Source organism: Kitasatospora sp. NPDC096128 (assembly GCF_040303105.1).
Taxonomy (GTDB): domain Bacteria; phylum Actinomycetota; class Actinomycetes; order Streptomycetales; family Streptomycetaceae; genus Kitasatospora.
On the sequence record NZ_JBEOSP010000076.1, the window covers coordinates 1 to 24,751 of the forward strand.

Genomic DNA, 24,751 nt, shown 5'->3' on the forward strand with positions numbered 1-24,751 from the left:
TCGGACGACCTCGCCGACGACGGGTCCGGGCTTCCGGCGGTGCACCCGGAGCAGCTCGCCTACGTGATGTACACCTCCGGCTCGACCGGCCTGCCCAAGGGCGTCGCGATCACCCACCACGACGTGGCCGCCTTCGCCACCGACCACCGCTGGACCGGGGAACGGCCCGACCGGATGCTGCTGCACTCCCCGCACGCCTTCGACGCCGCCACCTACGAGTTGTGGGTGCCGCTGCTGTCCGGCGGCGCGGTCGTCGTCGCCCCGCCCGGCGACCTCGACCCGGCCCGCCTGCGCGCCGCCGTGCAACGGCACCGGGTGACCTCGCTCTTCCTCACCAAGGGCCTGTTCGACCTGGTCGCCGAGGAGGCCCCGGAGACCTTCGTCGATCTGCGGGTCCTCGCCACCGGCGGTGACACCGCGTCGGCCGCCACGATGCGGCGCGTGCTGGAACGCAACCCTCAGCTGTCGGTTCGCAACCTGTACGGCCCGACCGAGATCACCACGGCCGCCACCGCGCACGCCGTCACCCTCCCCGACCTCGGCGCCGGCCGGGTGCCGATCGGTGCCCCGCTGGACGACACCCGGGTGTACGTGCTGGACGGGCGGCTGGAGCCCGTCCCGGTGGGGGTGCCGGGCGAGCTGTACGTGGCGGGCACCGGCCAGGCCCGCGGCTACCTCAACCGCCCGGCCCTGACCGCCGAGCGCTTCGTCGCCTGCCCGTTCGCGGCCGGCGAGCGGATGTACCGCACCGGTGACCTGGTGCGCCGCCGGGAGGACGGGGTGCTGGAGTACCTGGGCCGCACCGACGACCAGGTCAAGATCCGCGGCTTCCGGATCGAACTCGGCGAGGTCGAGGCCGCACTGCTCCGCCACCCCGGGGTGGCCCAGGCCGTGGTGGTGGCCCACCAGGACCGGCTGGTCGGCTACGCGACCGGCGGCGCCGACGGCGCCGAGGTCCGCGCCTTCGCCGCCGGACTGCTGCCCGCCTACATGGTCCCGGCGACCGTGATGATGATCGACGCGCTGCCGCTGAACGCCAACGGCAAGCTCGACCGCGGGGCCCTGCCGCAGCCCCGGTTCGGCAGCACCGCCGGTCGCCTGCCGCGCACCCCGCGCGAGGAACTGCTCTGCGGACTCTTCGCCGAGGCCCTCGGACTGGACACGGTCTCGGTCGACGACGGCTTCTTCGACCTCGGTGGCCACTCGCTGCTGGCGACCAGGCTGCTCAGCCGGGTACGGGCGGTGCTCGGCGCCGACCTCGGCATCCGCACGCTCTTCGAGTGCCCCACGCCGGCCGGACTGGCCGCCCGACTGGAAGCCGACGCGGAACGCCCGCAGGACGCGCTCGACGTGCTGCTGCCGCTGCGCACCGGCGGCGGCGCCGCCCCGCTGTTCTGCGTGCACCCGGCCGCGGGCATCAGCTGGGTCTACTCCGGTCTGCTGCGCCACCTGGAGGCCGCCCACCCGGTGTACGGCCTCCAGGCCCCCGGCCTGCGGGCCGAGACGCCCGACAGCGTCGACGCGATGGCCGCGCACTACCTGCGCGAGGTCCGCGCCGTCCAGCCGTCCGGGCCGTACCACCTGCTCGGCTGGTCCTTCGGCGCGGTCGTCGCCCACGCGATGGCGGTCCGGCTCCGCGCGGAGGGAGCGGAGGTCGGCTCGCTGACCCTGGTCGACGGCTACCCGACGGCGGAGATCGCCGGGTTCCTGGCCGAGCCCGACCCGGCCGAGCGCCGGGACGACTGGGCGGACCTGCTCGCCTCGCTCGGCCTGGACGCCACCGGGCAGGAGGCGCTGGCGGCGATGCTCGGACCGGCCGCGTCGGCGCTGCCCGAGGTCTTCGCCGACCACCAGGCGCTGCAGCGGGCCCACACCCCCGGGGTCTTCGACGGCGACGCGCTGTTCGTCGGCGCCACCCTCGACAAGCCGACCGGCTGGCCCTACGAGAGCGCCTGGCGCGCCCACGTCTCCGGGCAGCTCGACCACCTGCGCCTGCCCTGCACCCACGGCGCGCTGACCCGGCCGGGTCCGCTCGCCGAGTACGCCGAGGCCGTGGCCAAGCGGTTGTCCGCCCCGGACGCCCCGCACGCCCCAGCCGTCGTCCCGGACGCCCCGGCGTCCACCCCGATGTCCACCCCGATCGAGGGAGAGCGGCGATGACCGCCACCAGCGCACCGGCGGCCGCGCCGGAGCAGACCGCACCCGCCCCCGCACCCGAGCGTGGCCGCGGCCGCTGGGGCCTGTGGGCCGAACCCCGCTTCCGCAGGCTGTGGTTGGGGGAGACCACCAGCGGCCTCGGCACCGCCGTCGGCCACGTCTCGCTCTCCCTGGTCGCGGTGGTCCTCCTGGACGCCTCCCCGCTGATGATGGGTGTGATCACCGCGGCGGCCTGGCTGCCCTGGCTGCTGATCGGCCTGCCGGCCGGTGCCTGGGTGGACCGCTGGCGCCGCCGCCGGGTGATGCTGGTGTGCGACGTGGTGCTCGCGCTGCTGTTCGGCAGCGTGCCGGTGGCGGCCTGGTTCGGCGTGCTGACGGTCACTCAGGTGGTTCTGGTCGCCCTGCTGTCCGGTGCGGCCAAGGTCTTCTTCACCACCGCGTACGGCGCGCTGCTGCCCTCCGTGGTGGAGGCCCCCGACCTGATGGAGGCCAACGGCAAGCTGCGCGGCGGCGAGTCGGCGGTCGACGTCGCCGGGCCCGGCGTGGCCGGCCTGGTCGCCCAGGCCTTCGGTGCCGCCACCGGCCTGCTCCTGGACTCGGTCTCCTACCTGGTCTCGCTGTTCTGCCTGAGCCGCCTGGAGGTACGGGAGGAACCGCCCGCACCGGCGGCGCGGCGCGCGCTCGGCCGGGAGATCGCCGAGGGGGTGCGGTTCGTCGTGGGCGACCGCTACCTGCGCACCCTCGCCTGTTTCAGCATGCTGGCCAACCTCGCCCTGAACGGTATCCAGGCCGTGCAGACGGTCTTCCTGGTCCGCGAGGTCGGCCTGTCGCCCGGGGCCGTCGGCGCCGTGTTCGCGGTGGTCAGCGTCGGCGGGCTGGCCGGTGCGGCCGTCGCGGCCCGGATCGCCCGCCGCCTGGGCACCGCGCACGGCCTGCTGGCGTGCATGCTGACGGTCGCCCCGCTGATCTTCCTGCTGCCCTTCTCCGGGCGGCAACTGCCGGTCGCGGTGGGCGCGCTGGCCTGGGGCGCCGCCGTGTGCGGGGTGGTCGCGGGCAACGTCATCTCGGGCACCTTCTCGCAGACCTACTGCCCGCCCGCGCTGCTCGGCCGGGTGCGGGCCAGCACCTCGACCATCGGCTACGGGGCGATCCCGGTCGGCGCGCTGCTCGGCGGCTTCCTGGGCGACGCCCTCGGGGCGCGGCCCACCATCTGGATCATGTCGGGGGTGCTCCTGGCCGCCGGCCTGCTCCTGCTCGCGAGCCCCGTGCGCACCGCCCGCGACCTGCCCGGCCCGCGCCGCGACTGACCGGCCCCCTCCCGTACTCCCCTCCGCCGACCGCGGGTCGACCCGTCACCGAATCGAGAGTTGCGCCATGACCCAGACCCAGACCCAGACCCAGCCCCAGACCCAGCCTCAGACCCGGACCGGCAGAACCCGTACGCCCCGGGCCCGCCACTACCTGATGTGCCGGCCCACCCACTTCGACGTCACCTACGCCATCAACCCGTGGATGGACCCCAGCAAGCCGGTGGACGCCGGACTCGCCGTCGCCCAGTGGGAACAGCTCCGGGCGCTCCACCAGGAGCTCGGCCACACCGTCGAGTTGATCGAGCCGCTGCCGGACTGCCCGGACATGGTGTACGCGGCGAACGGGGCGACGATCGTCGACGGCAAGGTCCTCGGGGTGAGGTTCCGCAACGCCGAGCGCGCGGCCGAGGGGCCGGCCTACCTGGAGTGGTTCCGCGCCAACGGCTACCAGGAGGTGCACGACCCGGTCCACGTCAACGAGGGCGAGGGCGACTTCCTCGCCACCCGCAGCTGCCTGCTGGCCGGCACCGGGTTCCGCAGCACCCCCGAGAGCCACGCCGAGGCCCAGGAGTTCTTCGGGCGGCCGGTGATCAGCCTGGAGCTGGTCGACCCGCGCTTCTACCACCTGGACACCGCGCTGGCGGTGCTCGACGGCGACGAGATCATGTACTACCCGGAGGCGTTCTCCGCGGGCAGCCGGGCGGTGCTGGAGCGACTGTTCCCCGACGCGGTCCGGGTGACCGAGGGCGACGCCGCGGTGTTCGCCCTCAATGTGGTCAGCGACGGCTACCACGTGATCCTGCCCGAGGCCGCCACCGGGGTCGCCGAGCAGCTGCGCGCCCGAGGCTTCCGGCCGATCGGGCTGGACCTGTCCGAACTGCTCAAGGGCGGCGGCAGCGCCAAGTGCTGCACGCTGGAGATCCGCCCCCGCCCGGCCGGCGCCTGACCACCGCGCCGCCCCGCCGCAGGCCACCGACGACCGAACGACGAGGCCCAGATGCCCGCAACCCTGCTCCACAGCGCCACGGCCGCTGCCACCGGCAGCGCGACCGGCGTACCCGTCCGCCGCCCCCGGCCGGTCCCGCCCGGCCCGCTGTCCGCCGCCCTGTACCGTCCGCACCAGCTGCCCGACGTCTGGCAGTTGGCCGTCAGCGAGCACCGGGCGGTGATCGGCGACGCCCATCAGGTGCTGGACGCGGCCGAGCGCCGGCGCCACGCGGAACTGCGGATCGCCGCCGAGCGCGACCGGTACGCCGCCGCCCACCTGGGCCTGCGCCGACTGCTCGGCGCCTACCTCGCCGTGGACCCGGCCGAGGTGGTGCTGGACCGCGAACCCTGCCCGCTCTGCGCGGGCCCGCACGGCCGCCCGGCCGTACCGGGGGCCGACCTGCACTTCTCGCTCTCGCACAGCGGGGACCTGGTGCTGTTCGCCTTCGGGCCGACCCCGGTCGGGGTGGACGTGGAACTGCTCCCGGAGCCGGAGGTCGCCGACGAACTCGCGGACTCCCTTCACCCGGGGGAGACCGCCGAACTGGCGCGGCTCGCGGCCCCGGCGGACCGGCTGACCGCGTTCGGCCGCTGCTGGTGCCGCAAGGAGGCGTACCTCAAGGGCATCGGCACCGGCCTCGGGGTCGATCCCGCCCTCGCCTACGTCGGGACCGGCGAGCGCCCGACCGGCCTGCCCGGATGGACCCTGGCCGACCTCGCGGTGCCCCCGGGGTACGCGGCGGCCGTCGCGTACGCCGCACCCCGGTCGGCTCGGCCACCGGACGGTCAGGGACGCTCGGACGCCGGCCCGTTCGACGTTCCGGCCGGCTCGGAGATCAGGAATTTATCGACCGCATATCACCCGCTGCTTCCATGAACCGACGAACCTGTCGGCAGCGACCCAGGAGAGGAACGGCCGAGGATGACGACCGAGGAGCTCACCCACCCCCCGACCGAGGCGGGGGTCCGGGCAGCCTTCGTCGCCGTGCTGGGTGGCGCCGCGGTCCACGGTGAGGAGGTGCTCGCCCGGGCGGCGGCCGATCCGGTGCTCGCCGCCGCAGCGGCGGTCCGCGGCGACCTCCCCGGGACGGCCCGTGACCCCCAGCAGCAGCGTCTGGACGCCGTGCTGACCGCGCTCGCCGCGCTCGCCGCCGACCGGCTGCGCCCCACCAGGCCCCGCGGCGCGCCCGCCGTCTGGGGCATGGACCTGCTGACGGGCGGACTTCGCCGCATCCAGCTCGGCGACGTCCCTGCGGTCGGTCGGCCCCCGGTCGGGGCGGCGGCCGGCCTCACCTGGCTCGGGGCCCTGGAGGAGGGCCTGGCCCAGCAGTGCGAGGCGCTGCTCGCGGAGCGGCTCGCCGCCCCGGGCGTCCGGGTCCCCCGGGCGGACCTGGTGCCGCGCTGCGACGGCGGGTGCCATCCGGGCGACTGCACGGCCTGCGCGGTCGGGCCGCTGCGTCCGTGCGGTGTCCCGGTCGGGCACGACCTGTCGCACCTGCTCGCCGTCCACGCCTGCGCGCTGCGGCTCGACCCGTTCCCGGGCACCGTGATCGCCACCGGCACCACCCGCGCGGAGGCCGTCCACCGGGCCGCCGACCGCCTGCTCCGACGCGCCGGCCGGACCTCGCCCGACGTCCGGCCGGACCAAGAGCTCCCGGCCGGCGTCCGGCCTCCCCCGGAGGCGCCCCGGTCGCGCCCCTTCGACGCCCTGCGCGCCCAGGGCCACGCCCCGGCCGCCATCCTGCTCGACCAGGACCCGCGGTCCGTCGCCGTCCTGCCCTACCTGGTCCACGTGGTGCTGCCCCGCTAGAGGATCACTGGAGATCCTTCAGGTCCCGGCCGCACCGTCGGGGAGCGGCTGCCCGGACAGCGCGGGACCCGGTGGCGCGTGAGTCCGTGACCTCCCAGCAAGAGTGAACAACCTGTGGTGATCAGGTGTTGTGAGTGGGCTCGGCCCCGCAGGGGCCGGTCGCCGGCGGTGTCCCGCCTCCGGCGACCGGCTCATCCGCAGGCCGGGCCTCCGGGCGCCCGGGATCGTGCCTTCGGGAGTGCCTCCGGACTTGGCAGTTCTTGAAGGGGGCTTCCTGGAATCCGGTGCCGAAGCCGGGTCCACGGCTCGCCAGGCTCCCCAGAGATGCTCCGAACCTGCTACGTGACTACCCGTTGATCGTAACTGCGTTGCCGCGCGCCCGGTTCCGCCGCGCCAACCGCTGCGCCACCCACGCTGCAGCCGCAGCCCAGGGCCAACGGGGGCAGAGACCCTGTTCTTGAAGGCCGGCCGGGGCCGTGGCGGCGGCCGAAGCGCTTACGGCGCGCCCGGTTCGGGGTCGACGCTTCGCGAACGCCGCTGCTGATCGAGTTCGGCGTAGCGCGCACGCATCGCCGTGCTGGCCGCAGGGCCGGCGCTGAAGATGTACGCGTCGTGGTCGTCGAGGCTCTTCCCGGTGCGGGCGTCGACCACGACGGGTTCGGCCTCCTGGCCGGTCTCGGCGTCGACGAGGATCATGGAGCGGTCCTGCGGGGCCAGGTGCCGGTTTCCCCAGGCGGCCAGCGCGACGATCACGGGGCGCAGGGAGCGTCCGCGTTCGGTGAGGACGTATTCGTGGCGGACGGGGTTCGTCTGGTAGGGCCGCCGCTCCATGAGGCCGTCGGCGACGAGGGTCTTCAGCCGCGCGGTGAGCATGCTGGTGGAGATGCCCAGGCTCTGCTGGAACTGGTCGAAGCGCGTGTAGCCGTCGAAGGCGTCGTGGAGGATCAGCAGCGTCCACCACTCGCCGACGTGCTGGACCGTGGTCGACAGCGGGCACTCGCGGTCCTCCAGCCGGATCCGGCTCGGCATGGCACCCTCCCGGGTTGCTGCTAAAGTGAAAGTTACTGGCTTCTATTTTAGCAGTCACTAGAGGCGTGTGCCCTGCGTGCGGCCACGCGGAACAGTCCGGACACCGCACATCCGGCAGCCCGCCGTGCCGCGGCCCCCGGCCCGCCGTCAACCAGCCCGCCCTGTGAGGCAGACATGATCCGACACACCGGCCCCGTCGATTTTGCCGACCTGCCGGCGGCCGTCACCGGCTACCTACGGGCCCACGACGCGAAGGACGCCACCACCGCCGTGGCCGCGTTCGCCCCCGAGGCCACCGTCACCGACGACGGCCGCACCTACCGCGGCACGGCCGCTATCCGCGCCTGGCTGGAGCAGACCGGCATCCAGTACACCTACACCGCCACGCTCGTCGGAGCCGAGCGCCACAGCCCCGACCGGTACACCGCAGTCCAGCACCTCGAAGGCGACTTCCCCGGCGGGCAGGTCGACCTGCGCTACCGCTTCGTCCTCGACGAGCACGGAAGCATCAACCGGCTCGACATCGCCCCCTGACCACCCCGGCCCGTGACGGTGTCCGCGGGCCGCTCACCCCAGGATCACGGGAATCATGAAGACCTGGTTCATCACCGGCGGGACCCCGGGCGGCTTTGGAACGGCCTACGCCGACGCCGCGCTGGAGCGCGGCGACACTGTCGCCCTGACCGCCCGCCGCCCACATCTGCTCGACGACTGGGCCCGCCGCCACGGCGACCGCGTACTCGTCCTGCCGCTCGACGTCACCGACACGGCGCAGATCCGTGATGCCGTCCAAGCGGCCGAGGCGCGCTTCAAAGGCATCGACGTCCTGGTCAACAACGCCGGCCGGGGCTGGTACGGCTCCGTCGAGGGCACGGCCGACGCCGACGTCCGGCGGTCCTTCGAACTGAACTTCTTCTCCGTCACCGAACTCCTGCGCGCGGTCCTGCCGGGCATGCGAGCCCGTGGCACCGGATGGATCATCAACATGTCCTCGGTCGCCGGCCTGCGGGGGGTGCCCGGCTTCGGCTACTACAGCGCCGCGAAGTTCGCCGTCGAGGGCCTCACCGAGGTGCTGCGGCACGAAGTAGCCCCTTTCGGCATCAACGTCCTGGCCGTCGAGCCCGGAGCCTTCCGCACCCGCGCGTACTCCGCCTTCGCCGACGAACCCGTCTCCGAGACGGTCGACGCCTACCTCCCGTTCGTCGAGTCCGTCCGCGCCTCCATGGTCGACCAGGACGGCCGACAGCCCGGCGACCCCCATCGAGGAGTGCGGGCCGTCGTGAACGCAATGGAGCAGGACCCCCCTCCCCACCGGCTGGTCCTGGGCGCATCCGGCTACGACACCGTCCACGGCCAGCTGGAAGGCATGCTCGAAGAACTGCGCGCCCACGAGACCACCTCGCGCGGCGCGGACTTCCCTCCGCTGCTGTAGCTGCGGCTCGCAGAGCAGGCCGTGCGCCCACCGGCTCGTCCCCGCCCACGCGCTGCCGGGCACGGTCACCACGGGCGCCGTGGCATAGTTCGCCGAGTTCCAGTTCTCCACCACCTGCAACCCCTCGTCGATCTCCCGGCGAAGCCCCTCGTCCGCCAGGTGGTCGCAGCGCGGTGGTGTACTTCACGATCTGGTCGTACCGCTGGGCAACCAGGCCCCGTTCCGGACGACTGGGCCCTCAGCCGACCCGGTCGAAGACGGACGCCAGCGCGGTGCGCAGTTGTTCGTCCTCGCGGATCATTGCGTGGTCGGACCCGGAGACGACCAGGCGGCGGTCTGCGGTGGCGAGCGCGGCCAGTCGGCCATGCTGCTCCGGCGTCAGAGCGGCGGCGCCGAGCTCGCGTAGGGCGTCGCAGGCGCCCTTGAGGTCGGCGCCGGTCTCGGCCGAGTGCAGCGCGGCCTCAGCGAGCCGGGTGCGGTCGAGGCCGGCCGGGTCGGCGACGGCGAGCAGCCCGAGGACGGCCGAGGGTGCCTGGGCCGGGTCGTCGAGGAGGGCTTCGAGCCGGGCGGTGAGCGGGCGCCCGGCCGGGCCGAGGGCGGCGATCTCACGGGCGGCGCGGGCGGCCGTCCAGCGGAACCAGTGTCGGCCCTCGCTGCGGTCGAACACCGAGGCCAGCACCGGGACGACCTCGTTCGCCTCCCCGGCGATCCGCCACAGGGCGAGCGCCAGGGCGAGGTCGGCCTCCACCTCCGGCGTGGTGTCGCGCTCGATGGTGCGGCCGAGGGCAGTCCGCAGGGCCGGGGTGAGGCTGGCGGCCGCCGGGCCGAGGTCGGCCACGGCGCGGGCGCCCTCGGCTGCGCCGCGCACACCGGTCGCGAGCGCCGCCTCGGTGGCGGCGAACAGCGGCCCGGTCTCGCCGGTCAGCTCGTGCAGCGCCTGCGCAACGAACAGCTTCCCGGCGTCGGCCCGCAGGGCGGTGGCGGCTTGCTCGCGCTGCTGCGGCCCGCTGTCGGCGGTGACGGCGGTGATCGCGGTGGCGGCGTACTGGAACCGGGGCAGGACGGCGCACAGTTCGGGCAGCGCCTCGACGGCCTGCGGGCCCCATCGCCGCAGCAGGTGGACCAGGCCGGCGGTGTCGTTGTGGTCCTCGGTGGTCGAGCAACCGCAGTCCTTGCACCCCTCGGGACGCTCCAGCGCCGTGGCGGCCAGGCGGGTGCGGACTGCGGCGAACAGCTCCGGGTCGAATGGGAAGGGCGCATCGGCCGGTGCGTGGGACCCGGCGGCGCACTGCATGGCGCGCGGGCGCCGGCCGAGGGCCCGGGCCAGCAGTGGGGCGGCGGCCTGCGGTGCCACCAGGACGAGCGCGGCGAGGGCCTGGTCGGCCGCTTCGTCGTCCGGCTGCGCGGCGAGTTCGGCGAGGAGGGGCGCGGCCTCGGCGGCGGCCGGGCCGAGCTTGCCCAGCAGCTGCGCGGCCGCCCAGTCGGCGGCGAGCGGGGCGATCGCGGGGATCAGCCGCTGCGGGGCGCTGCGGGACAGGGTGCAGGCGCGGTCGGCCGCCCACAGTGCCTCGGCCCGTACCTCGGGGCGCTCGTCGCGCAGGGCGGCGTCGAGCAGGGCGAGGGCACTCTCGCGGTCGGCGTCCGTGTCCCGCCCCAGCAGGATCCCGACGATCGTGCGCAGCGGTTCCCGGTGCTCGTCCGCGTAACCGGACCTGGCCGTCTCGCGTGCGGGCAGCAGGCCGAGGACGGCGTCGTGGTGCGCGGCGAGCCACGGCTCCTCGGCGTCCAACGCGGCGAACACGGCGGCCAGGCGCAGCGGCGCAGGCGTGTCCGGGCCCAGCAGGGCACGGGCTTCGGCGACGGCGCCCGCGCGGTCCAGCCGGCCGTACGCGGTGAGGAGCTCGGCCCGGACAGCGGGCTCGGTCTCGGCGGCCAGGCGGGCCCGGACGGCGGGCAGGGCGGTGCCGGTGTCCCGCGTGTGGCCGACCGTCCAGCCGGCCGCCTGCCGGACGGCGGCGTCCTCGTCGGCCAGCAGCGGTATGAGCAGCGGCAGTTGGGCGTTGACGGCGGCCCGGACGGCGCCCGGCTCGACGTCGTGCTCGTCCTCGCTCTCGGCGAGGCAGCCGAGCAGCCGGAGCGCGTCGACGCTCTGCCGGCCGGAGGCGGCGATTCGGGCGAGGTACGGGGCGGCGTCGACGCTGGCCGCGTACACGGTGCCCTGGTGCACGATCGAGCCGTACAGCTCGTCCAGTGCCTCCTCGGCGTCCTCACCGCCCTCGGCGAAGGCGCGCAACAGCTCGGGCAGGTCCTCGGCGGAGCCGTAGGCGTGGTTGACGGTGGCCCAGGGGTGAGTGTCGAGCCCGGCGAGGGCGGTGGAGAGTTCCATGGCCGTGATCTTCGCAGGGACCTCCGACATCCGCTCAGACCAGGCGCTGCAGGCAGGCGCTCCACGACCCGTCCGGCCGGACACTGCCCCGTGCCGAATCACCTCAAGGAAGCACCTGCGAAAGCCAGGACCAGGCCTTCCTGATCGCCGACGGAGCCCGGCTGCGCCAACGGCCCCCGCCGCCGGCTCAGTCCAGGTCGCGCATCCGGCGGATCGGGCTCGCCAGCAGGATCGCCGGGCCCATCGCGCTGACCACCGCGACCAGGAGCAGCGCCGTCCGCGGTCCCCAGGCCGCGGCGGCGGCCCCGGCGGCGAGGGCGCCGACCGGGATCGCACCCCAGGAGACGAAGCGGACCGTGGCCATCACCCGGGACAGCAGCTCCGGCGGGGTGTGGGTCTGCCGGTGGGTGCGGGTCACGATGCTGGAGACCACCACCCCGGCCGAGAACCCGGCGTTGCCGAGGGCGAAGACCAGCGTCGCCCACCCGGACCCGGCGAGCGGCAGCAGCAGGGCGAAGGCGGTGGCGACCACGGCGGCCCAGCGCAGCGCGCGGGCCCCGCCGGCCCACTTCACCAGGCGGGGCGTGGCGGCCGCGCCGAGCAGACTGCCCAGGCCGCCGGTGGCCATCAGGGCGCCGACGGCGGCGGCCGGGGCGTCGAGGGTGCGGACCAGGAACACCGGGGTGAGGGTCATCAGCCCGCCGCAGACGAAGTTCACCGCGGTGGCGTCGGCGACGCACGGCCGGATCACCGGGTGCCGGGCGACGAACCGCCAGCCCTCGCGGATCTGCTCGCGCATCCCGGCGCCCCCTTCGCCGTCACCGGCCCACGACCGAATGAGTTCCCTTTGGGAACTCACTATAATGGGCAATCATGCGGCACACGGAAGCGGCTGACCCCGACTGTGCGATCTCCCAGGCCCTGAGCGTGGTCGGGGACACCTGGAGCCTGCTCCTGATCAGGGACGTCGCCGGCGGCACCCACCAGTTCGACGCCCTGCAGAACGGACTCGGCATCAGCCGCAAGGTGCTCACCGAGCGCCTCAAGGCCCTGGTCGCCGACGGCGTCCTGGAGAAACGGCTCTACCACCCGCACCCGCCGCGCTACGAGTACCACCTGACGGACCGGGGCCGCGGCCTGCTGCCCGTCCTGGTCGCCCTCCAGGACTGGGGCGGTCGCTACGTCCTGGGCGACGGCACCCTCTCCGCCACCAGCGCCGCCGACTCCGCCGAGACCCGTCGGGTCACGGCGCTCACCGGCCACCGGCTGCCCGCGCTGGAACTGGCCGCCGCCTCCGGCGGACGGGCCGACCCGGTCGCCGCCGACCGCGCCTGGACGGTGCTCTACTGCTACCCCGGCGCCTACGCACCTGGGGGAGTGGACCACCCGCCCGGCTGGGGCGACATCCCCGGCGCACCCGGCTGCACCCTGGAGTCCTGCACCTACCGCGACCGGATGGGCGAGTTCGCCGCCCGCGACACCGCCGTCCACGGCGTCAGCACCCAACGCCCCGACCAGCTGGCCGCGTTCGCCGAACACGCCCGGATCCCGTTCCCGCTGTTCTCCGACGCCGGCCTGGAACTCGCCGCCGGGCTGCGGCTGCCCACCTTCCGCGCCGCCGGCGTGGAGCGCCTCAAGCGGCTCACCCTGCTGCTCGACGCCGACCGCACCGTCCGCGGCGTGCTCTACCCCGTCACCGACCCCGCGGGCTCGGTCGAAGACGTCCTCACTCTGCTGGACGGGCTGCGCGGCTGACGGCCGGACACACGGAAGCGGGTGCGCCCCCGGCCCGGCCGGGGAGGCACCCGCTCGACTGCGCTGCGTCGGGAGGCGGTCAGTACCGCGAGGCGATCACGAACCAGCCGACCACCATGATCAGGACGAAGGCGACGATCCCGACCACGGTCGGCGTCAGCCGGTCCCGGAACTGCTTCACGGGCTCCACCCGCTGCGCCTCCTCGGTGCTCGACTCCCACCAGTCGCGCAGCTGTCGGACCTTCACGTCGAAGTCCGCGGTCGGGTACAGCGGGCTCCAGGACAGGCCCGGCAGCGCGCGTCGGCGCCCGCCGGTGGTGAAGATCCGCGCCGCCCGGGTCGGTCCGGCGCCGGCGTACGGGCCGCCGGCCTTGGTCGTCCGGACGTCGACCCAGCGGATCTCCTGCCAGGAGTAGGTGCGCCCGGCCCCGAATCCCCAGCAGATCGTCACGCCCTCGGGCCCGACCCGGCTCCAGCCCCGCCAGGAGCTGTAGAAGACCGGCAGGAACACCACCAGGACGGTGCCGAACGCCCAGGCGGTGAACACCGGGCCGGACCGCGCGATCCCGACGGTGACCATGAGGACGAGGAAGGCGACAGCGGTGGCGAGATGGGACTTGGAGGGGCGGAACAGGTCCTTGCCCCGGAACACCAGTTCGTTCACGGGCTCACGCTACTCCCGTACGTCGTCTGCGAACAGGCGGTTTTACGGGTCCTTCGCGGCAGGTGGAGGTTGCTACCGCCCGCCTCGCCCTCGCAGGGCGCGCCGGGCGGTGCCGAAGGTGAGCGCGGCCCACAGGACGGCCACCGCGGCCGCGACCCAGACGACGCCGCCGCGGAAGGAGAGGTCCTCGTCGTGGGTGGCCGGCGGCGCCCAGTCCTCCGGGTCGGCCAGCACCGTCATGGTGGTGCCGACGGAGGACCGGGAGCAGCCGAGGCCGCCGATGCTGCCGTGCGGCAGCGGGCGGCCGTCCTCGTGGCGGATGGCGCAGGTCCAGCTGACCTTGCCCGTCTTGTCCTTGGCGCTGTGCGCCGAGGTGACGACGACCCGGGTGTCGACCCCGCGGTGGGAGATCAGCTGGGCGCGCAGGGCGCCGGTGGGGAGCACCAGGAGCAGTACGCCGAGAAAGACGGCGGGCCAGACCACCCAACCGCTGCTGCGGATCAGCATCAGCGCCACGACGGCCACCATCAGCACCACCACGGCCAGGATCGTGCAGAGCCCCTGGTAGTCGGGGTTGGTGGCGATCGCGAGCAGGCCGATGATCAGCAGCGGGGCGAGCACCCCGACCAGGACCGCGGTACGCCGCACGGTGCGCGGCGCCAGCTGGATGTCCTTGCCGGGGCGTCGGCGCGCGGGCTTGGCCGGCCGGCTGACCCCGGCGGCGAGCGGTCGTTTCTGCTTCTTGTTCGGACGCTTGGCCATGCGGCCCCCGTTCGATGGTGCTGTCGGTGCTCGCGACAGTGTGACGGTAGCTCCCGAGAGTCGGAAGACCGGGGGTCGGCCGGACTCGCGCAGCCGCCGGCCGTCTTTCCAACTCCCTTGCGTGGTAGGTACATTGAGTTGCGTGTGGGTGGTGCTTGATCTGTTCCTCCTGGTCGGGGCGGCAGTCCTGGCCGGGTTGGCCGTGGCGCTGGCCTCGGCGAGCGGCACGGACCGGGCGCTGCGCCGGGACGGGGTCTGCACGGTCGGGCGGGTGCGTCGGGTGCGGTGGTACACCACCTCCGAGGGGCACGGCCGGCGGCGGGTGACGATCGAGTACGGACTGCCGGACGGGCGGACCGTCGAGCTGGTGCGCACCGACGAGCGTCCGGAGGGCGGCCGGTTCCGGGAGGGCGACGAGGCGACGGTGCTCTACCACCCCGCCCGCCCCGGGCGCGGCCTGGCGGTCCACCCCGAGCGCCGGCTCCCGCCGCCGCCGGGGCCGGCCGGCCTCGCCCTGCTGTCGCTGCTCTGCGCGCTGGGCGCGGCCGGCCTGATCGTGCTGATGTTCTGACTCCCCCGGTAGCACCCGGGCGGTGGGTCAGGTCCGCCCCAGCGCCGCCTGTTCCAGGTCGAGGTCGTGTTGGAGCAGGCGCAGCGTGGTGTCGCTGATCCGGTGCTCCTCGTAGAGGCGGTGCAGCCGGTCGTTCTGCACCGCTATCACCTCGTGCCGCAGCTGGCGGTAGGCGTCGTCGGCGGTGGTGCCGTCGGGGGCCCCGGGGGTGCGGTCGAGCCGGGCGGTCAGGGCGCGGCGGACCCGGTCGACGGCGGTCTCCGGGACGGCCTCCAGTTCGGCCAGGCCGTCCACGTGGTCCAGGGCGGTGCGGTTGAGCTCGTCGCGGGCGGCGGCCTCCTCGCGCGCGGTGTGCTCGGGTTCCAGGGCGAGCCCGGAGCGGTTGACCACGGCGGCGAGGGTCAGGCCCTGGACGACCAGGGTGAGCACGACGTTGGAGACGGTGAGGACCAGGACCAGCGGCCGTCCGTCCAACTGTTTGCCGCCCTCGGTCAGCAGCGGGATGGAGAGCGCGGCGGCCAGCGGCATGACGCCCCGGGTGCCGGCCCAGGTGACCACCCCGGCGACCCGCCAGGACAGCCGCCCCCGGCTGGGTTTGACGGCGCGGGTGAGCGGCAGCGTCCACAGCACCCGGACGGCGATCAGCACGGCCGCGATGGCCGCCGACTGCAGCGGCCACCAGCCGGTGCCGGCCGGCAGCTCCCGGACCAGGGTGGGCAGTTCCAGTCCGACGATCGAGAAGACCACGCTCTCCAGCAGGAACACCACCACCGCGTACACGGCGTGCAGTTGCAGCCGGATCCGGGCGTCGGTCAGCCGGTGGCCGGAGCGGCCGAGCAGCACCCCGGCGACCACCACCGAGGTGACGCCGGAGGTGTGCGCGGACTCCGCCAGCACGTACGCCGCGTACGGGGTGACCAGGGCTATCACCGTTTCCAGCACCGGGTCGGTGGTACGCCGGCGCAGCAGCCAGACCACCCCGGCGACGGCGGCGCCGACCAGGCTGCCGCCCCCGCCGAGCAGCACCAGTTCGCCGCCCGCGGCGGGCAGGTCGACCGTCCCGCCGACCGCCACGGCGACGCCGACGGCGACCTTGAACAGCACCAGCGAGGTGGCGTCGTTGAACAGGCTCTCCGCCTGGACGAGCACCTGGACCCGCCCGGGCAGGGCGAGTCGGCGGCCGAGTGCGGTGACGGCCACCGGGTCGGTGCTGGAGAGCACGGCGCCGAGTACGAAGGCCATCGCGGGCGGCAGCCCGGCGACGGCTACGGCGACGAAGCCGACGGCCGCGGCGGAGGCGAAGACCAGGCCGAAGGAGAGGATGGTGACCGGCCGCCACACCGTCCGCAGGTCGCGCAGGGACAGTTCCTCGGCGGAGGAGTAGAGCAGCGGCGGCAGCACCACCGCGCCGATGATCTGCGGGGGGACGTGCAGCGCGGGGACGCCGGGGACGAGGGCGACGCCGAGTCCGGCCAGCACCAGCAGCGAGGGGGCGGGCACCCGCCATCGGCGGGCGAAGGTGGCCACGCTGGTGGCAAGGACGACCAGGACGAGAACGATCCCCACGGCGTGCATCTGCAGAAACGACCCATCGCAACATCGGGGTCGCCGTGGCCCGATCGCCGCAGTCGTCCCCCGAGCCGACCAGACTTCCCGGCACACCTGCGGTTATCTTATCGGGCTTTTTGCGGGGCCCGGCCGGGACTTCGACCGGGATTTCGGCCGGGGGTACGGGCGGGGGTACGGCCGGGACCATCGGCACGCGGCCCGCTGACACGGCACACCGACCGTCACTGCGCCGCAGGTCGGACGCGGTGGCGGAGGGGGCGGAGGTGTGGGGCGCATCACAGCTCCCCGGCCCGTTCGGGCTCCTACGATCGGGATCGCGGACGTCGGCCACGCCGGGACCGGCACCCGCCCGGCACCACCCCGCGATCCGGCCCGAGGAGAAGCGCACCGTGACCACCCCCACCGCCGCGCCCGACAGCTACTACCAGCGCACCGGGGAGCGGCAGTTCAAGCCCACCGCCCACGCCCAGGGCGCCTGGCACCCCGACGAGCAGCACTTCAGCCCGGTGGGCGGCCTGATCGTCCACGCGATCGACCGCCACCGGGCCGGGCGCCCGGCCGACGCCCTCGCGCTGGCCCGGATCAGCTTCGACATCCTCGGCCTGATCGCCCTGGACGAGCTGGAGATCGCGGTGGAGACCCTGCGCCCAGGCCGCACCATCGAGCTGGTGGAGGCGGTCGCCTCGGTCGCCGGCCGCGCCGTGGTCCGGGCCCGGGCCTGGTTCCTGGCCGAGCAGGACACCGCTGCCGTGGCCGGCACCCACGACGAACGGCTGCCCGCGCCCGAGGAGTTCGAGGCCTGGCCGATGAGCGAGCAGTGGGCCGGCGGCTACATCGCCTCGGTCGAGGTGCGCCGCCGTTCCACCGCCCCCGGCCGGGCCGCCGCCTGGCTGACCACCCCGCTGGAGCTCGTCGCGGGGGAGGCCGCGAGCCCGCACGCCGCCTTCATCGCCCTGGTCGACACCGCCAACGGCATCGCCGTCCGGGAGCAGCCCACCGAGTGGATGTTCCCCAACACCGACCTGACCGTCCACTTCCACCGACGCCCCGGCGGCGACTGGACCGGCCTGGACACCGGCGTCAGCTTCGGCCCGTCCGGCCACGGCGTCACCAGCACCGTGCTGCACGACGTCCACGGACCGGTCGGCCGGGCCGAGCAGATCCTCACCGTCCGTCGGCAGAAGGTCAGTTGACGGCAGTCGACGGCCTCGGCGGTTGCTGCCGGGCCGGCCGCAACCGCCGGGCGCCTGCTGCACGGCCTGGGCTACAGCCTTCAGGGCACCGTCAAGACCACCGAGGGCGCCGGACATCCCGATCGCGACGCCCAGTTCACCCACCTCAACGCCACGGCCGCGGCCTTCCTCGGCGACCGGCAGCCGGTGATCAGCGTTGACGCCAAGGCCAAGGAACGGCTCGGCAGCCGCGACCGGCCCGGCCGTACCTGGAGGCCGGGCAAGGACCCGATCAAGGTCGACTGCCACACCTTCACCACCAGCGACCAGCCCGTCGCATCCCGTATGGAATCTACGACATCGCCACCAACACCGGTTGGGTCAACGTCGGGACCGACCACGACACCGCCGAGTTCGCGGTCGAGTCCGTACGCCGCTGGTGGCGGAACCACGGACGGGTGCACCACCCGAACGCCACCCGGCTGCTGGTCACCGCGGACGCCGGCGGCTCCGACGATCCCCGCCGCTGGACCTGGAAGAAGCACCTGGCCGCCTTCGCCCTGGAGAGCGGCCTGGAGATCACGGTCTGCGCTTCCCACCGGGCACCCGATGCCGTTGTTTGACCTAGTGAAGCATCGCCGGATGCAGGGTGATGACCTCGGCCAAGACTCTGCGGGTGGGTCCGTGCTGCCGTTTCTTGATCGAGGGCGAGTACTTCGAGTCCGGGCGCTCGAGGACCCGCGAGGCAGTGCGGTGGCGGCGGGGACCGCTGCCGAGCTTGCGGCGGACCTTGGCCTCCAGCATCGCCAGAAACGACCTCACGGCCGATACCGCGTCCTTGGCCTGCTTGAACTCACTGCGCCGGACGTGCTTGAGCACCTTCACGAAGGAGATCCGGTCCGGACCGACCCGCTCGCCGTCGAGCTCCCGGCTCACTCGGGCGGGCGAGCCGGTCCGGGCCGATCGCCTGTCTTCCGTCCCCGTTCGGTCTCCGCCCGGGTGCCGGGTGCCGGTGTCCGCCGGAAGGTGAGCGCGTGGGGTGGGGCGGACACGACGACAGAAGTGCGGAGACGGCGCAGAGATGAGACTCACGGGATTCGATCGAGGCAGCCGCCCACGCACCTGGCGAGCGCGGGCGGGCCGGGCCCTGGCCGTCCTCGGCCTGGCACTGACCGGGACGGGCACGGGCTTCGGCGGCGCGCCCGCCTCCGTCTTCGCGTTCGACGGGACCTCCTTCCGCAGTACCTCGGTGGTCCTGACCAACAACAGCGACCTGCCACTGGTCCTGACCGACCACTACCTCCAACACGGGTGCTGGGAGATCGAGCCACCGGCCCGGATCGAGCCGAGCCAGGTGGTGCTCTGGAAGTCGGTGTCCTGCGGGGCCGGAACGGGCACCGAGGGCTCGGCCTTCTACCAGGTCGACAACGGCAAGGGCCCCAACCTGCGCGTGCACTGGGACAACGCCGCGGTCGGCGGGCAGAGCTATGACGAGACGGTCCCGAACGGCTACGTGCTCTCCCGCGATGGCGGGGAAGGCAACCACACCACCGTCAACTACGCCTTCGACTGCAACTCGCGAATGTGCGACGGCATCCCCGACGACTGGAAGCTCCACGGCGTCGACATCGATCCGGGGGACGGCAGCCCGATGAAGCACCTCGACCTGCCGGGCATGGGCGCCGACGTGAACCGGCCCGACATCTTCGTCCACCTCGACTGGATGGCGGACGACACTCCCGGCAACGTCCACAACCACCAGCTGAAGTCCACTGCGATCAAGACGGTGGTCGACGCCTTCGCCAACGCGCCCTACCAGCGACGAGGAGCCCCCAACCCCGGCATCAACCTGCACGTCGACGCCGGCCCGGACAGCATCCTCGACTTCGCCACAGGCCGGACCTGGGGAGCGCTGAGCCGGGCACGACAGGTCACCGAGACCGAAAACCTCGGTAGGTTCAACGGAGATTGTCCGGATCCAACCAACCCGGCCCCGGACAATGACGCGTGCAAGTACGTGTGGGACGACTTCTACAAGATCAAGACGGCCCCCGGCGGCTTCGCCAGCGCTGGCCGTTCACCAGTGTTCCACTACGCGCTCTCCGCTCACATGCTCGCCCCCGGCAGCAGTTGGAACGGGTTGGCTCCCACGGGCACCAGCGATTTCGTCCTCGCGCTCGGCAACCAGCCGGGCCGGGTCGGCACCGTGGACCAGCAGGCCGGCGCCCTCATGCATGAACTCGGCCACAACCTGAGCCTGGATCACGGCGGAGGAGATGCCGTCAACTTCAAACCGCAGTACTTCAGCGTGATGAACTACTCGTACCTTTCGGGGATCACGAGCGGGCCCACTTACTACATCGACTACTCGCGGGTGGCGACCACCCTCGACGAGAACCAGCTGGACGAGAACACGCCTCCTCCCACCGGAACCGTGCCCTACGGCATCCGCCGCTACTGCGCAGCGGTCAGGAAGTTCGTCACTACGTCGACCAGCAGCAACTGGGTCGACTGGAACTGCGACGGCAACGTCGACCGGAGCCCTGTCGCCGCCGACGTCAACGGCGACGGCCGGCTGACCACGCTCGCCGGATACGACGACTGGGCGCATCTGAAGCTGACCGGCGGAGCGATCGGCCATCCCGGCATGCCGCCGCTCCCGGAGCCGGAAGCGGTCCGCGAATTCGACGACAACGTGGCCCGGCTGATGCAACCGCTGGACACCACCGCCCCGGTCACCACCGCCACCGCCGATCCGCGCCCGAACGACGCCGGGTGGAACAACACCGACGTCACCGTCACCCTCGGCGCGACCGACGACATCAGCGGCGTGGCCAGGACCGAGTACGACATCGACGGGAACGGCTGGACGGGCTATACGGGCCCGATCCTCTTCAACACCCCGGGCCGCCACCTCCTGTCGTACCGCTCCATCGACCGAGCGCAGAACATCGAGGACACCAGGACCCTCCCGGTCCGCATCGACCGGACGCCACCGGTCACCGCCGCCACCGTCAGCCCGAACCCCAACCCGGGCGGCTGGATCAACGCGGACGGCACCGTCAGCCTCACCGCCACCGACGACCTCAGCGGAGTGGCGGGCATCACCTACGGCGCGACGGGCGCCCAGACGATGCCGCTCACGACCGTCCCCGGCGACACCGTCAACCTGAAGATCGACCAGGAAGGCGAGACCGTCCTCACCTTCCACGCCACCGACCGCGCGGGCAACACCGAGACGGACAGAACCCTCACCGTCAGGCTCGACAGGACCCCACCCGTCTCCACCTTCACCACCGCACCCGAGACGATCTTCGTTGCCCACCCCGCGGACGGCCCCCACGACGACCAGTACATCACCGGCACCGCCACCGACACCGGCTCGGGCGTTGACCACGTCGACCTCACCTTCGTCTCCCAGGTGCCCGGCCCGACGCTGGTCCAGCGGGCGGTCCTCACATGCACCGACGCCGCACGCCGCGACTGCACGTGGCAGGTGCGGCCACCGGACGGCCTCGGCATCTACCGCGTGATTTCCACCGCCACCGACACCGCGGGGAACACCGAGACCCCAGGACGCGGCATCCGCATCATCGTCGTCCGAACACGTCCGTGAGCCGCCTCAGGGTTCGTCGTCCACCGGGCCGGCGGGGACGGCGCGCAGGTGCCAGGGGTCGGTCTCGGCGGCGACCCTGACGACGATGAGGCCGGGGCGCGGGACGGCGAGCAGTAGTGATTGCTTACGGCGTCGACGTCAACCGGGGTTGGGTTCGGAGGCTGTCAGTGGTCGGTTCCGGGAGGCTGCAACCCTTTCGAAAGGCGGCAGGCGTGTTCGGTGGGAGAGTTGCATGAGCGTTGCCCGGGTTGCGGTCGTGACCAGTGATGACGGTGTCGAGTGCGACGTTGATCTCCCGCTGATCGTGGATGCCCTGCGCGCCGGCGGGCTGTCGGCGGAGCCGGTGGTGTGGGACACGGCCGCGGCGCCCTGGGAGCGGTTCGGCCTGGCGGTCATCCGGTCGACCTGGGACTACGTGGAACGGCTCGACGAGTTTCTGATCTGGGCCGATGCCACGGCGGCCGTCACCAGGCTGTGGAACCCCGCGCCGATCGTTCGCTGGAACAGCGACAAGCACTACCTGGCAGCGAGGGAGTCCAACTCTGTTTTCACACACCGACGTTGGACTTCCTCGCCTCATGCGCGCAACGATTCCTGCAGCCATATCGGGGTGCGGGGCGATTCAGTTATGGCCTGACCGACCGTTTCGGTCATGAGTACCCTGTACGGCATACACATTCTTGATGACCCCACAGTGTCGCCCCGGCTCCGCAGCTTCCTTGAGTCGCGTGCGCGACGACACGCACCAACATCTGCCGATCGGATCAGGCAGTACGCGACGGCTGCCGACGATGCCAGGTTCGAGCATCCCGCGGAGCCCGAGATCGTGGATGCGATGATCCGGTTCGAGGAGCGATACGGCGGCCTGTTCTACTCGCCCCGAGGCGGTGACGCCAACGAGTACGGTCTGGATGGGGTTCCGTCTGCCCACTGGACGTCTTACGGCTGGGCCTTTCCCGGAATTCTTGACGGCCTCGGGACCTGCCGGGTGGACGTACTTGCGGACGGCCGCACCGCGATACCGGTGCCGGGGCTGGCGCACAGGGTGATTAACAGCAGCGTCGATCAGCGTCTGGAGGCCGACGCGCTGTTGGCGAGCGTGTACCAGTGTCCGCATCTCGTCCTGCGGACCACCACTGGCCTCGGAGTGGACCCTTCCGTCGCCGAGGAACATCTGCCACCCCGCATACACGAGGCAACCGGCCCCGCCGACAAGTGGTGGTTCGACGGCAGGTCGGCCTTCAACCTGGACCTTTATAGCTGGTGGACACCGCAGACGGACTGTGACACCTGGATCGTGCGCTGCTTCGCACTGGACGGCGACGCTCTTGACCGAGCCGCCTCCGCCCTGCGCGCTGCAGTCCCCGAACTCACCGCCGCCCTCTTCGAATGGTGCTCACTGTGTTGTCGGCCCATAGATGCAGGCCGATCCTGCCTGCCAGTTCTTCCTCCAGCAGAGCGGTAACACTCAGCGCCCTGCTCAATCCGCACCGCCACTCCTTGGAATCGATCATCTAGTGTCTGCGGAGACGGGGCGGTCACGCGACGGGGAGGAACGGGGACCAGGAGCGGCTGCGATGGTGCCATACCTCGTGGATGGGGACGGCCGCGGGTGTTCATGGTCCCCAGAATCCGTGGCCCGCTGCGATGGCGCCGCACCTCGCGGGTACGGAGACGGCGACTCTACAAAGCGGATGCCGGCCATCGCGGCCGGGCTGCGACGGTGCCGCACCTCACGGGTACGGAGTCGGGTGGCGGCACGTTCCCGCTGACCGCGCAGGTGACCTGGCTGCGACGGTGCCGCAGCCGCGAGTGCGGAGACGAGCCTTCGCCGGCCGGTCGTTCTCCCGCCGCCTGCGGCTGCGGTGGTGCCGCACCTCGCGGGTGCGGAGACGGAGCGCGGCATGGTGGACAGCCTGACCGGTATGCACCGCCACACCGCGATCTGGTGGGTCACCTACGCCAGGCGCGACTGGGCCGAGTACCACGCGGCGCGCGCCGAGGACTAGGCAGCACAGAGGAAAGGCACAGCCCGAAACTCGCTGATCAGCGGATAGGTGACCCGTGAAAGACGTCATTCCCCTACTGATCTTGATCGTTCCCAGGGGCACGCGGAGTGCTCTGGAAGGTGGAGGGCGGAGAGCCGCGGCAGTCGACGGTGCATCTGCTCGGCGTCGTCGAAGCCGAAGTCCTCGCCCATGTCCACCTCCACCCGCTCACGGGGGTGGGCGTTCCAGTACTCGTTCCACGCCTCGTAGAAGTCCTCGTCATCGCCGGCGAGCTGCTTGAACGCGTAGGTGGCCGAGTAGTTGACCACCTCGTAGAAGAGGACGTCGTCGTCATGTTCCGCTGCAGCCGCGACGACGGGGTGTTCCGCGAGGTCATCGGGGTTGATGGCAACCCGCTGGTACCAGCCTCGCCCCTGGGCGATCACTCCTGCGCGGAAGTCGATGAAGCTGTCGTCCGAGCAGCCGCTGCCAATGAGTAGTGTGCATCGTGAAGTTGCAGGTCATGGGTCTGGTGTGAGGGGCGGTAGGGGGACTCGTGCTGATCGGCGGCCGGTGTCCACGGCGAAGATCGTCCGACCGGTCAGCTGGAGTGGTTCCAGGGTTCTGCTGTGCTTGTCGTAGGGTCTGGCGAGCACTCGGGATCATTCCCTGCGCCAGGCGGCCGACAAGCCGCCAGGGCACACCTGTGACCTTTGCCGCTCGATGGCGTCATGACTCAGCGATATCTGACGTGTCATGTTCTGGTCATGACGCCGATGCTGGAGGCACTCCAGGGCCTGGTCTCGTGAACGAAGGTTCGCAAGACTTGAAGATCGGAATCGGATCGCCGCAGGTGGGGCCTGTAAAGCTTCCAGCTGGCCGCCAACGCCGGCGTCAACAAGCCCACCGCGATCACCTCGCAGGGGATCCGGGCGGGCGCGGCCACCGACCTGGCGGAGGCTGGGGTCGGCGGCAAGAGCCTCAACCGGGCCGGGCGTTGGCGCGAGGACTCCCACTTCGCGGAACAGGTGTATGTCCGGCCGCTGCAGGACCACGAGGACAACCCCTTCGCCGCTCTTCGCCCCGTCGCTGAGCAGACCTGATCGCTCGGGTGGCCGCCGCGGGCCATACCTCGCGTCAGAGGGGTCGCGGTTCCGTTGCTCGATCGAGGAGGGTCGGGGTGGTCCGGGGCAGCGCCCCGGGCGCATCGAGGTTGCCGCTCTGATCTGCGCGGCTCGTTCGCGTCCGGGGCGGGCTGCCGCTCCGCCGGGACCGGCCGCCAGGCCGCATGCCTTGCTGAGGGCGGCGGGCCGCCCGGCGGCGCGGACACGCCGCCGCTTGAAGATAGTAAATGCGGGTTTCGACAGCCCAACCTTGTGGCCATTAGCAGGTCAAGAGGTCGGCCTCGACCTTGCATGTCTCCTGGGGCGCCGCCGCTTGATCGTCCGCTTAGTACTCCAGCTGTAGATCACGATCAGGCTGATGCCGCGGCTCGGCGTCGGTAGTGGCTGGCCTGGGAGCGGGCCTGATGGCGGCGTCTCCA

The 24,751-nt window shown here is 72.6% G+C and carries 21 protein-coding genes and 1 pseudogene; 14 read left to right on the forward strand and 8 right to left on the reverse strand.

Features of this window, described 5'->3' with window-relative positions; translation table 11 throughout:
• From ABTY61_RS40010 to ABTY61_RS40030, 5 genes are all read left to right on the forward strand, one after another.
• Positions 1-2,160 (forward strand): amino acid adenylation domain-containing protein (locus ABTY61_RS40010; protein WP_350510155.1); only part of this gene is annotated, 2,160 nt, incomplete at its 5' end.
• Positions 2,157-3,464: an MFS transporter gene (locus ABTY61_RS40015; protein ID WP_350510156.1), complete on the forward strand. Its 1,308-nt coding sequence runs from the start codon at positions 2,157-2,159 to the stop codon at positions 3,462-3,464. The genes ABTY61_RS40010 and ABTY61_RS40015, both read left to right, overlap by 4 nt.
• A gap of 67 nt (positions 3,465-3,531) precedes the next feature.
• Positions 3,532-4,413 carry a dimethylargininase gene (gene ddaH, locus ABTY61_RS40020; protein WP_350510157.1) on the forward strand — a complete coding sequence of 294 codons (882 nt, stop codon included), beginning with the start codon at positions 3,532-3,534 and terminating at the stop codon, positions 4,411-4,413.
• A gap of 51 nt (positions 4,414-4,464) precedes the next feature.
• On the forward strand, positions 4,465-5,331 hold the full coding sequence (locus tag ABTY61_RS40025) for a 4'-phosphopantetheinyl transferase family protein (protein WP_350510158.1): 867 nt from the start codon (positions 4,465-4,467) through the stop codon (positions 5,329-5,331).
• A gap of 45 nt (positions 5,332-5,376) precedes the next feature.
• Positions 5,377-6,264, forward strand: coding sequence for a hypothetical protein (locus tag ABTY61_RS40030; RefSeq protein ID WP_350510159.1), 888 nt, complete (start codon positions 5,377-5,379; stop codon positions 6,262-6,264).
• 495 nt (positions 6,265-6,759) lie between these two features.
• On the opposite strand, the gene ABTY61_RS40035 is transcribed toward ABTY61_RS40030, so the two are convergent.
• Entirely contained in the window at positions 6,760-7,293 is a 534-nt protein-coding gene (locus tag ABTY61_RS40035) for a winged helix-turn-helix transcriptional regulator (protein WP_350510160.1), read from the reverse strand.
• Positions 7,294-7,467: 174 nt separating this feature from the next.
• Between ABTY61_RS40035 and ABTY61_RS40040 the strand changes: the two genes are divergently transcribed.
• Both ABTY61_RS40040 and ABTY61_RS40045 read left to right on the forward strand, forming a co-directional pair.
• Entirely contained in the window at positions 7,468-7,827 is a 360-nt protein-coding gene (locus tag ABTY61_RS40040) for a nuclear transport factor 2 family protein (protein WP_350510161.1), read from the forward strand.
• Between the two features lie 55 nt (positions 7,828-7,882).
• Positions 7,883-8,725 (forward strand): SDR family NAD(P)-dependent oxidoreductase, encoded by an 843-nt coding sequence (locus ABTY61_RS40045; protein ID WP_350510162.1) that lies wholly within the window; start codon positions 7,883-7,885, stop codon positions 8,723-8,725.
• 238 nt (positions 8,726-8,963) lie between these two features.
• Here the strand turns inward: ABTY61_RS40045 and ABTY61_RS40050 are convergent, their stop codons facing one another.
• Both ABTY61_RS40050 and ABTY61_RS40055 read right to left on the reverse strand, forming a co-directional pair.
• On the reverse strand, positions 8,964-11,111 hold the full coding sequence (locus ABTY61_RS40050) for a HEAT repeat domain-containing protein (RefSeq protein ID WP_350510163.1): 2,148 nt from the start codon (positions 11,109-11,111) through the stop codon (positions 8,964-8,966).
• A 187-nt stretch (positions 11,112-11,298) separates the two neighbouring features.
• Positions 11,299-11,910 carry an MFS transporter gene (locus ABTY61_RS40055; protein ID WP_350510164.1) on the reverse strand — a complete coding sequence of 204 codons (612 nt, stop codon included), beginning with the start codon at positions 11,908-11,910 and terminating at the stop codon, positions 11,299-11,301.
• A gap of 74 nt (positions 11,911-11,984) precedes the next feature.
• Here ABTY61_RS40055 and ABTY61_RS40060 point away from each other — a divergent pair, with 74 nt between their 5' ends.
• On the forward strand, positions 11,985-12,866 hold the full coding sequence (locus tag ABTY61_RS40060; protein WP_350510165.1) for a winged helix-turn-helix transcriptional regulator: 882 nt from the start codon (positions 11,985-11,987) through the stop codon (positions 12,864-12,866).
• 79 nt (positions 12,867-12,945) lie between these two features.
• On the opposite strand, the gene ABTY61_RS40065 is transcribed toward ABTY61_RS40060, so the two are convergent.
• A complete protein-coding gene (locus tag ABTY61_RS40065; protein WP_350510166.1) occupies positions 12,946-13,530 on the reverse strand; it encodes a hypothetical protein in 585 nt (194 codons plus the stop codon).
• 72 nt (positions 13,531-13,602) lie between these two features.
• Positions 13,603-14,292, reverse strand: coding sequence for a hypothetical protein (locus ABTY61_RS40070; protein ID WP_350510167.1), 690 nt, complete (start codon positions 14,290-14,292; stop codon positions 13,603-13,605).
• 142 nt (positions 14,293-14,434) lie between these two features.
• Between ABTY61_RS40070 and ABTY61_RS40075 the strand changes: the two genes are divergently transcribed.
• Positions 14,435-14,863, forward strand: a complete 429-nt coding sequence (locus ABTY61_RS40075) for a DUF3592 domain-containing protein (protein ID WP_350510168.1) — start codon at positions 14,435-14,437, stop codon at positions 14,861-14,863.
• Between the two features lie 27 nt (positions 14,864-14,890).
• On the opposite strand, the gene ABTY61_RS40080 is transcribed toward ABTY61_RS40075, so the two are convergent.
• On the reverse strand, positions 14,891-16,438 hold the full coding sequence (locus ABTY61_RS40080) for a Na+/H+ antiporter (RefSeq protein ID WP_350510169.1): 1,548 nt from the start codon (positions 16,436-16,438) through the stop codon (positions 14,891-14,893).
• 383 nt (positions 16,439-16,821) lie between these two features.
• Between ABTY61_RS40080 and ABTY61_RS40085 the strand changes: the two genes are divergently transcribed.
• Both ABTY61_RS40085 and ABTY61_RS40090 read left to right on the forward strand, forming a co-directional pair.
• Positions 16,822-17,625 (forward strand): thioesterase family protein, encoded by an 804-nt coding sequence (locus ABTY61_RS40085; protein ID WP_350510170.1) that lies wholly within the window; start codon positions 16,822-16,824, stop codon positions 17,623-17,625.
• A gap of 66 nt (positions 17,626-17,691) precedes the next feature.
• Positions 17,692-18,227: pseudogene (locus ABTY61_RS40090) on the forward strand (ISAzo13 family transposase).
• Between the two features lies 1 nt (position 18,228).
• On the opposite strand, the gene ABTY61_RS40095 reads toward ABTY61_RS40090, so the two are convergent.
• Positions 18,229-18,540 carry a hypothetical protein gene (locus ABTY61_RS40095; protein ID WP_350510171.1) on the reverse strand — a complete coding sequence of 104 codons (312 nt, stop codon included), beginning with the start codon at positions 18,538-18,540 and terminating at the stop codon, positions 18,229-18,231.
• A gap of 145 nt (positions 18,541-18,685) precedes the next feature.
• Here ABTY61_RS40095 and ABTY61_RS40100 point away from each other — a divergent pair, with 145 nt between their 5' ends.
• The 3 genes from ABTY61_RS40100 (at position 18,686) to ABTY61_RS40110 (ending at position 22,685) form a co-directional block, all read left to right on the forward strand.
• Positions 18,686-21,220 carry an OmpL47-type beta-barrel domain-containing protein gene (locus tag ABTY61_RS40100; RefSeq protein ID WP_350510172.1) on the forward strand — a complete coding sequence of 845 codons (2,535 nt, stop codon included), beginning with the start codon at positions 18,686-18,688 and terminating at the stop codon, positions 21,218-21,220.
• Between the two features lie 232 nt (positions 21,221-21,452).
• Positions 21,453-21,857, forward strand: coding sequence for a DcsG N-terminal domain-containing protein (locus ABTY61_RS40105; RefSeq protein ID WP_350510173.1), 405 nt, complete (start codon positions 21,453-21,455; stop codon positions 21,855-21,857).
• A 15-nt stretch (positions 21,858-21,872) separates the two neighbouring features.
• Positions 21,873-22,685: a hypothetical protein gene (locus ABTY61_RS40110; protein WP_350510174.1), complete on the forward strand. Its 813-nt coding sequence runs from the start codon at positions 21,873-21,875 to the stop codon at positions 22,683-22,685.
• Positions 22,686-23,294: 609 nt separating this feature from the next.
• Here ABTY61_RS40110 and ABTY61_RS40115 read toward each other — a convergent pair.
• Positions 23,295-23,702 carry a DUF4240 domain-containing protein gene (locus ABTY61_RS40115; RefSeq protein WP_350510175.1) on the reverse strand — a complete coding sequence of 136 codons (408 nt, stop codon included), beginning with the start codon at positions 23,700-23,702 and terminating at the stop codon, positions 23,295-23,297.
• Positions 23,703-24,751 lie beyond the last annotated feature (1,049 nt).

Bases quoted from the DNA above. Each gene is read 5' to 3' on its own strand.
- ABTY61_RS40100 (WP_350510172.1), top strand. From the start codon at position 18,686: ATGAGACTCACGGGATTCGATCGAGGCAGCCGCCCACGCACCTGGCGA.
- ABTY61_RS40040 (WP_350510161.1), top strand. From the start codon at position 7,468: ATGATCCGACACACCGGCCCCGTCGATTTTGCCGACCTGCCGGCGGCC.
- ABTY61_RS40050 (WP_350510163.1), bottom strand. From the start codon at position 11,111: ATGGAACTCTCCACCGCCCTCGCCGGGCTCGACACTCACCCCTGGGCC.
- ABTY61_RS40035 (WP_350510160.1), bottom strand. From the start codon at position 7,293: ATGCCGAGCCGGATCCGGCTGGAGGACCGCGAGTGCCCGCTGTCGACC.
- ABTY61_RS40060 (WP_350510165.1), top strand. From the start codon at position 11,985: ATGCGGCACACGGAAGCGGCTGACCCCGACTGTGCGATCTCCCAGGCC.
- ABTY61_RS40030 (WP_350510159.1), top strand. From the start codon at position 5,377: ATGACGACCGAGGAGCTCACCCACCCCCCGACCGAGGCGGGGGTCCGG.
- ABTY61_RS40025 (WP_350510158.1), top strand. From the start codon at position 4,465: ATGCCCGCAACCCTGCTCCACAGCGCCACGGCCGCTGCCACCGGCAGC.
- ABTY61_RS40045 (WP_350510162.1), top strand. From the start codon at position 7,883: ATGAAGACCTGGTTCATCACCGGCGGGACCCCGGGCGGCTTTGGAACG.
- ABTY61_RS40015 (WP_350510156.1), top strand. From the start codon at position 2,157: ATGACCGCCACCAGCGCACCGGCGGCCGCGCCGGAGCAGACCGCACCC.
- ABTY61_RS40070 (WP_350510167.1), bottom strand. From the start codon at position 14,292: ATGGCCAAGCGTCCGAACAAGAAGCAGAAACGACCGCTCGCCGCCGGG.
- ABTY61_RS40110 (WP_350510174.1), top strand. From the start codon at position 21,873: ATGAGTACCCTGTACGGCATACACATTCTTGATGACCCCACAGTGTCG.
- ABTY61_RS40055 (WP_350510164.1), bottom strand. From the start codon at position 11,910: ATGCGCGAGCAGATCCGCGAGGGCTGGCGGTTCGTCGCCCGGCACCCG.
- ABTY61_RS40080 (WP_350510169.1), bottom strand. From the start codon at position 16,438: ATGCACGCCGTGGGGATCGTTCTCGTCCTGGTCGTCCTTGCCACCAGC.
- ddaH (WP_350510157.1), top strand. From the start codon at position 3,532: ATGACCCAGACCCAGACCCAGACCCAGCCCCAGACCCAGCCTCAGACC.
- ABTY61_RS40105 (WP_350510173.1), top strand. From the start codon at position 21,453: ATGAGCGTTGCCCGGGTTGCGGTCGTGACCAGTGATGACGGTGTCGAG.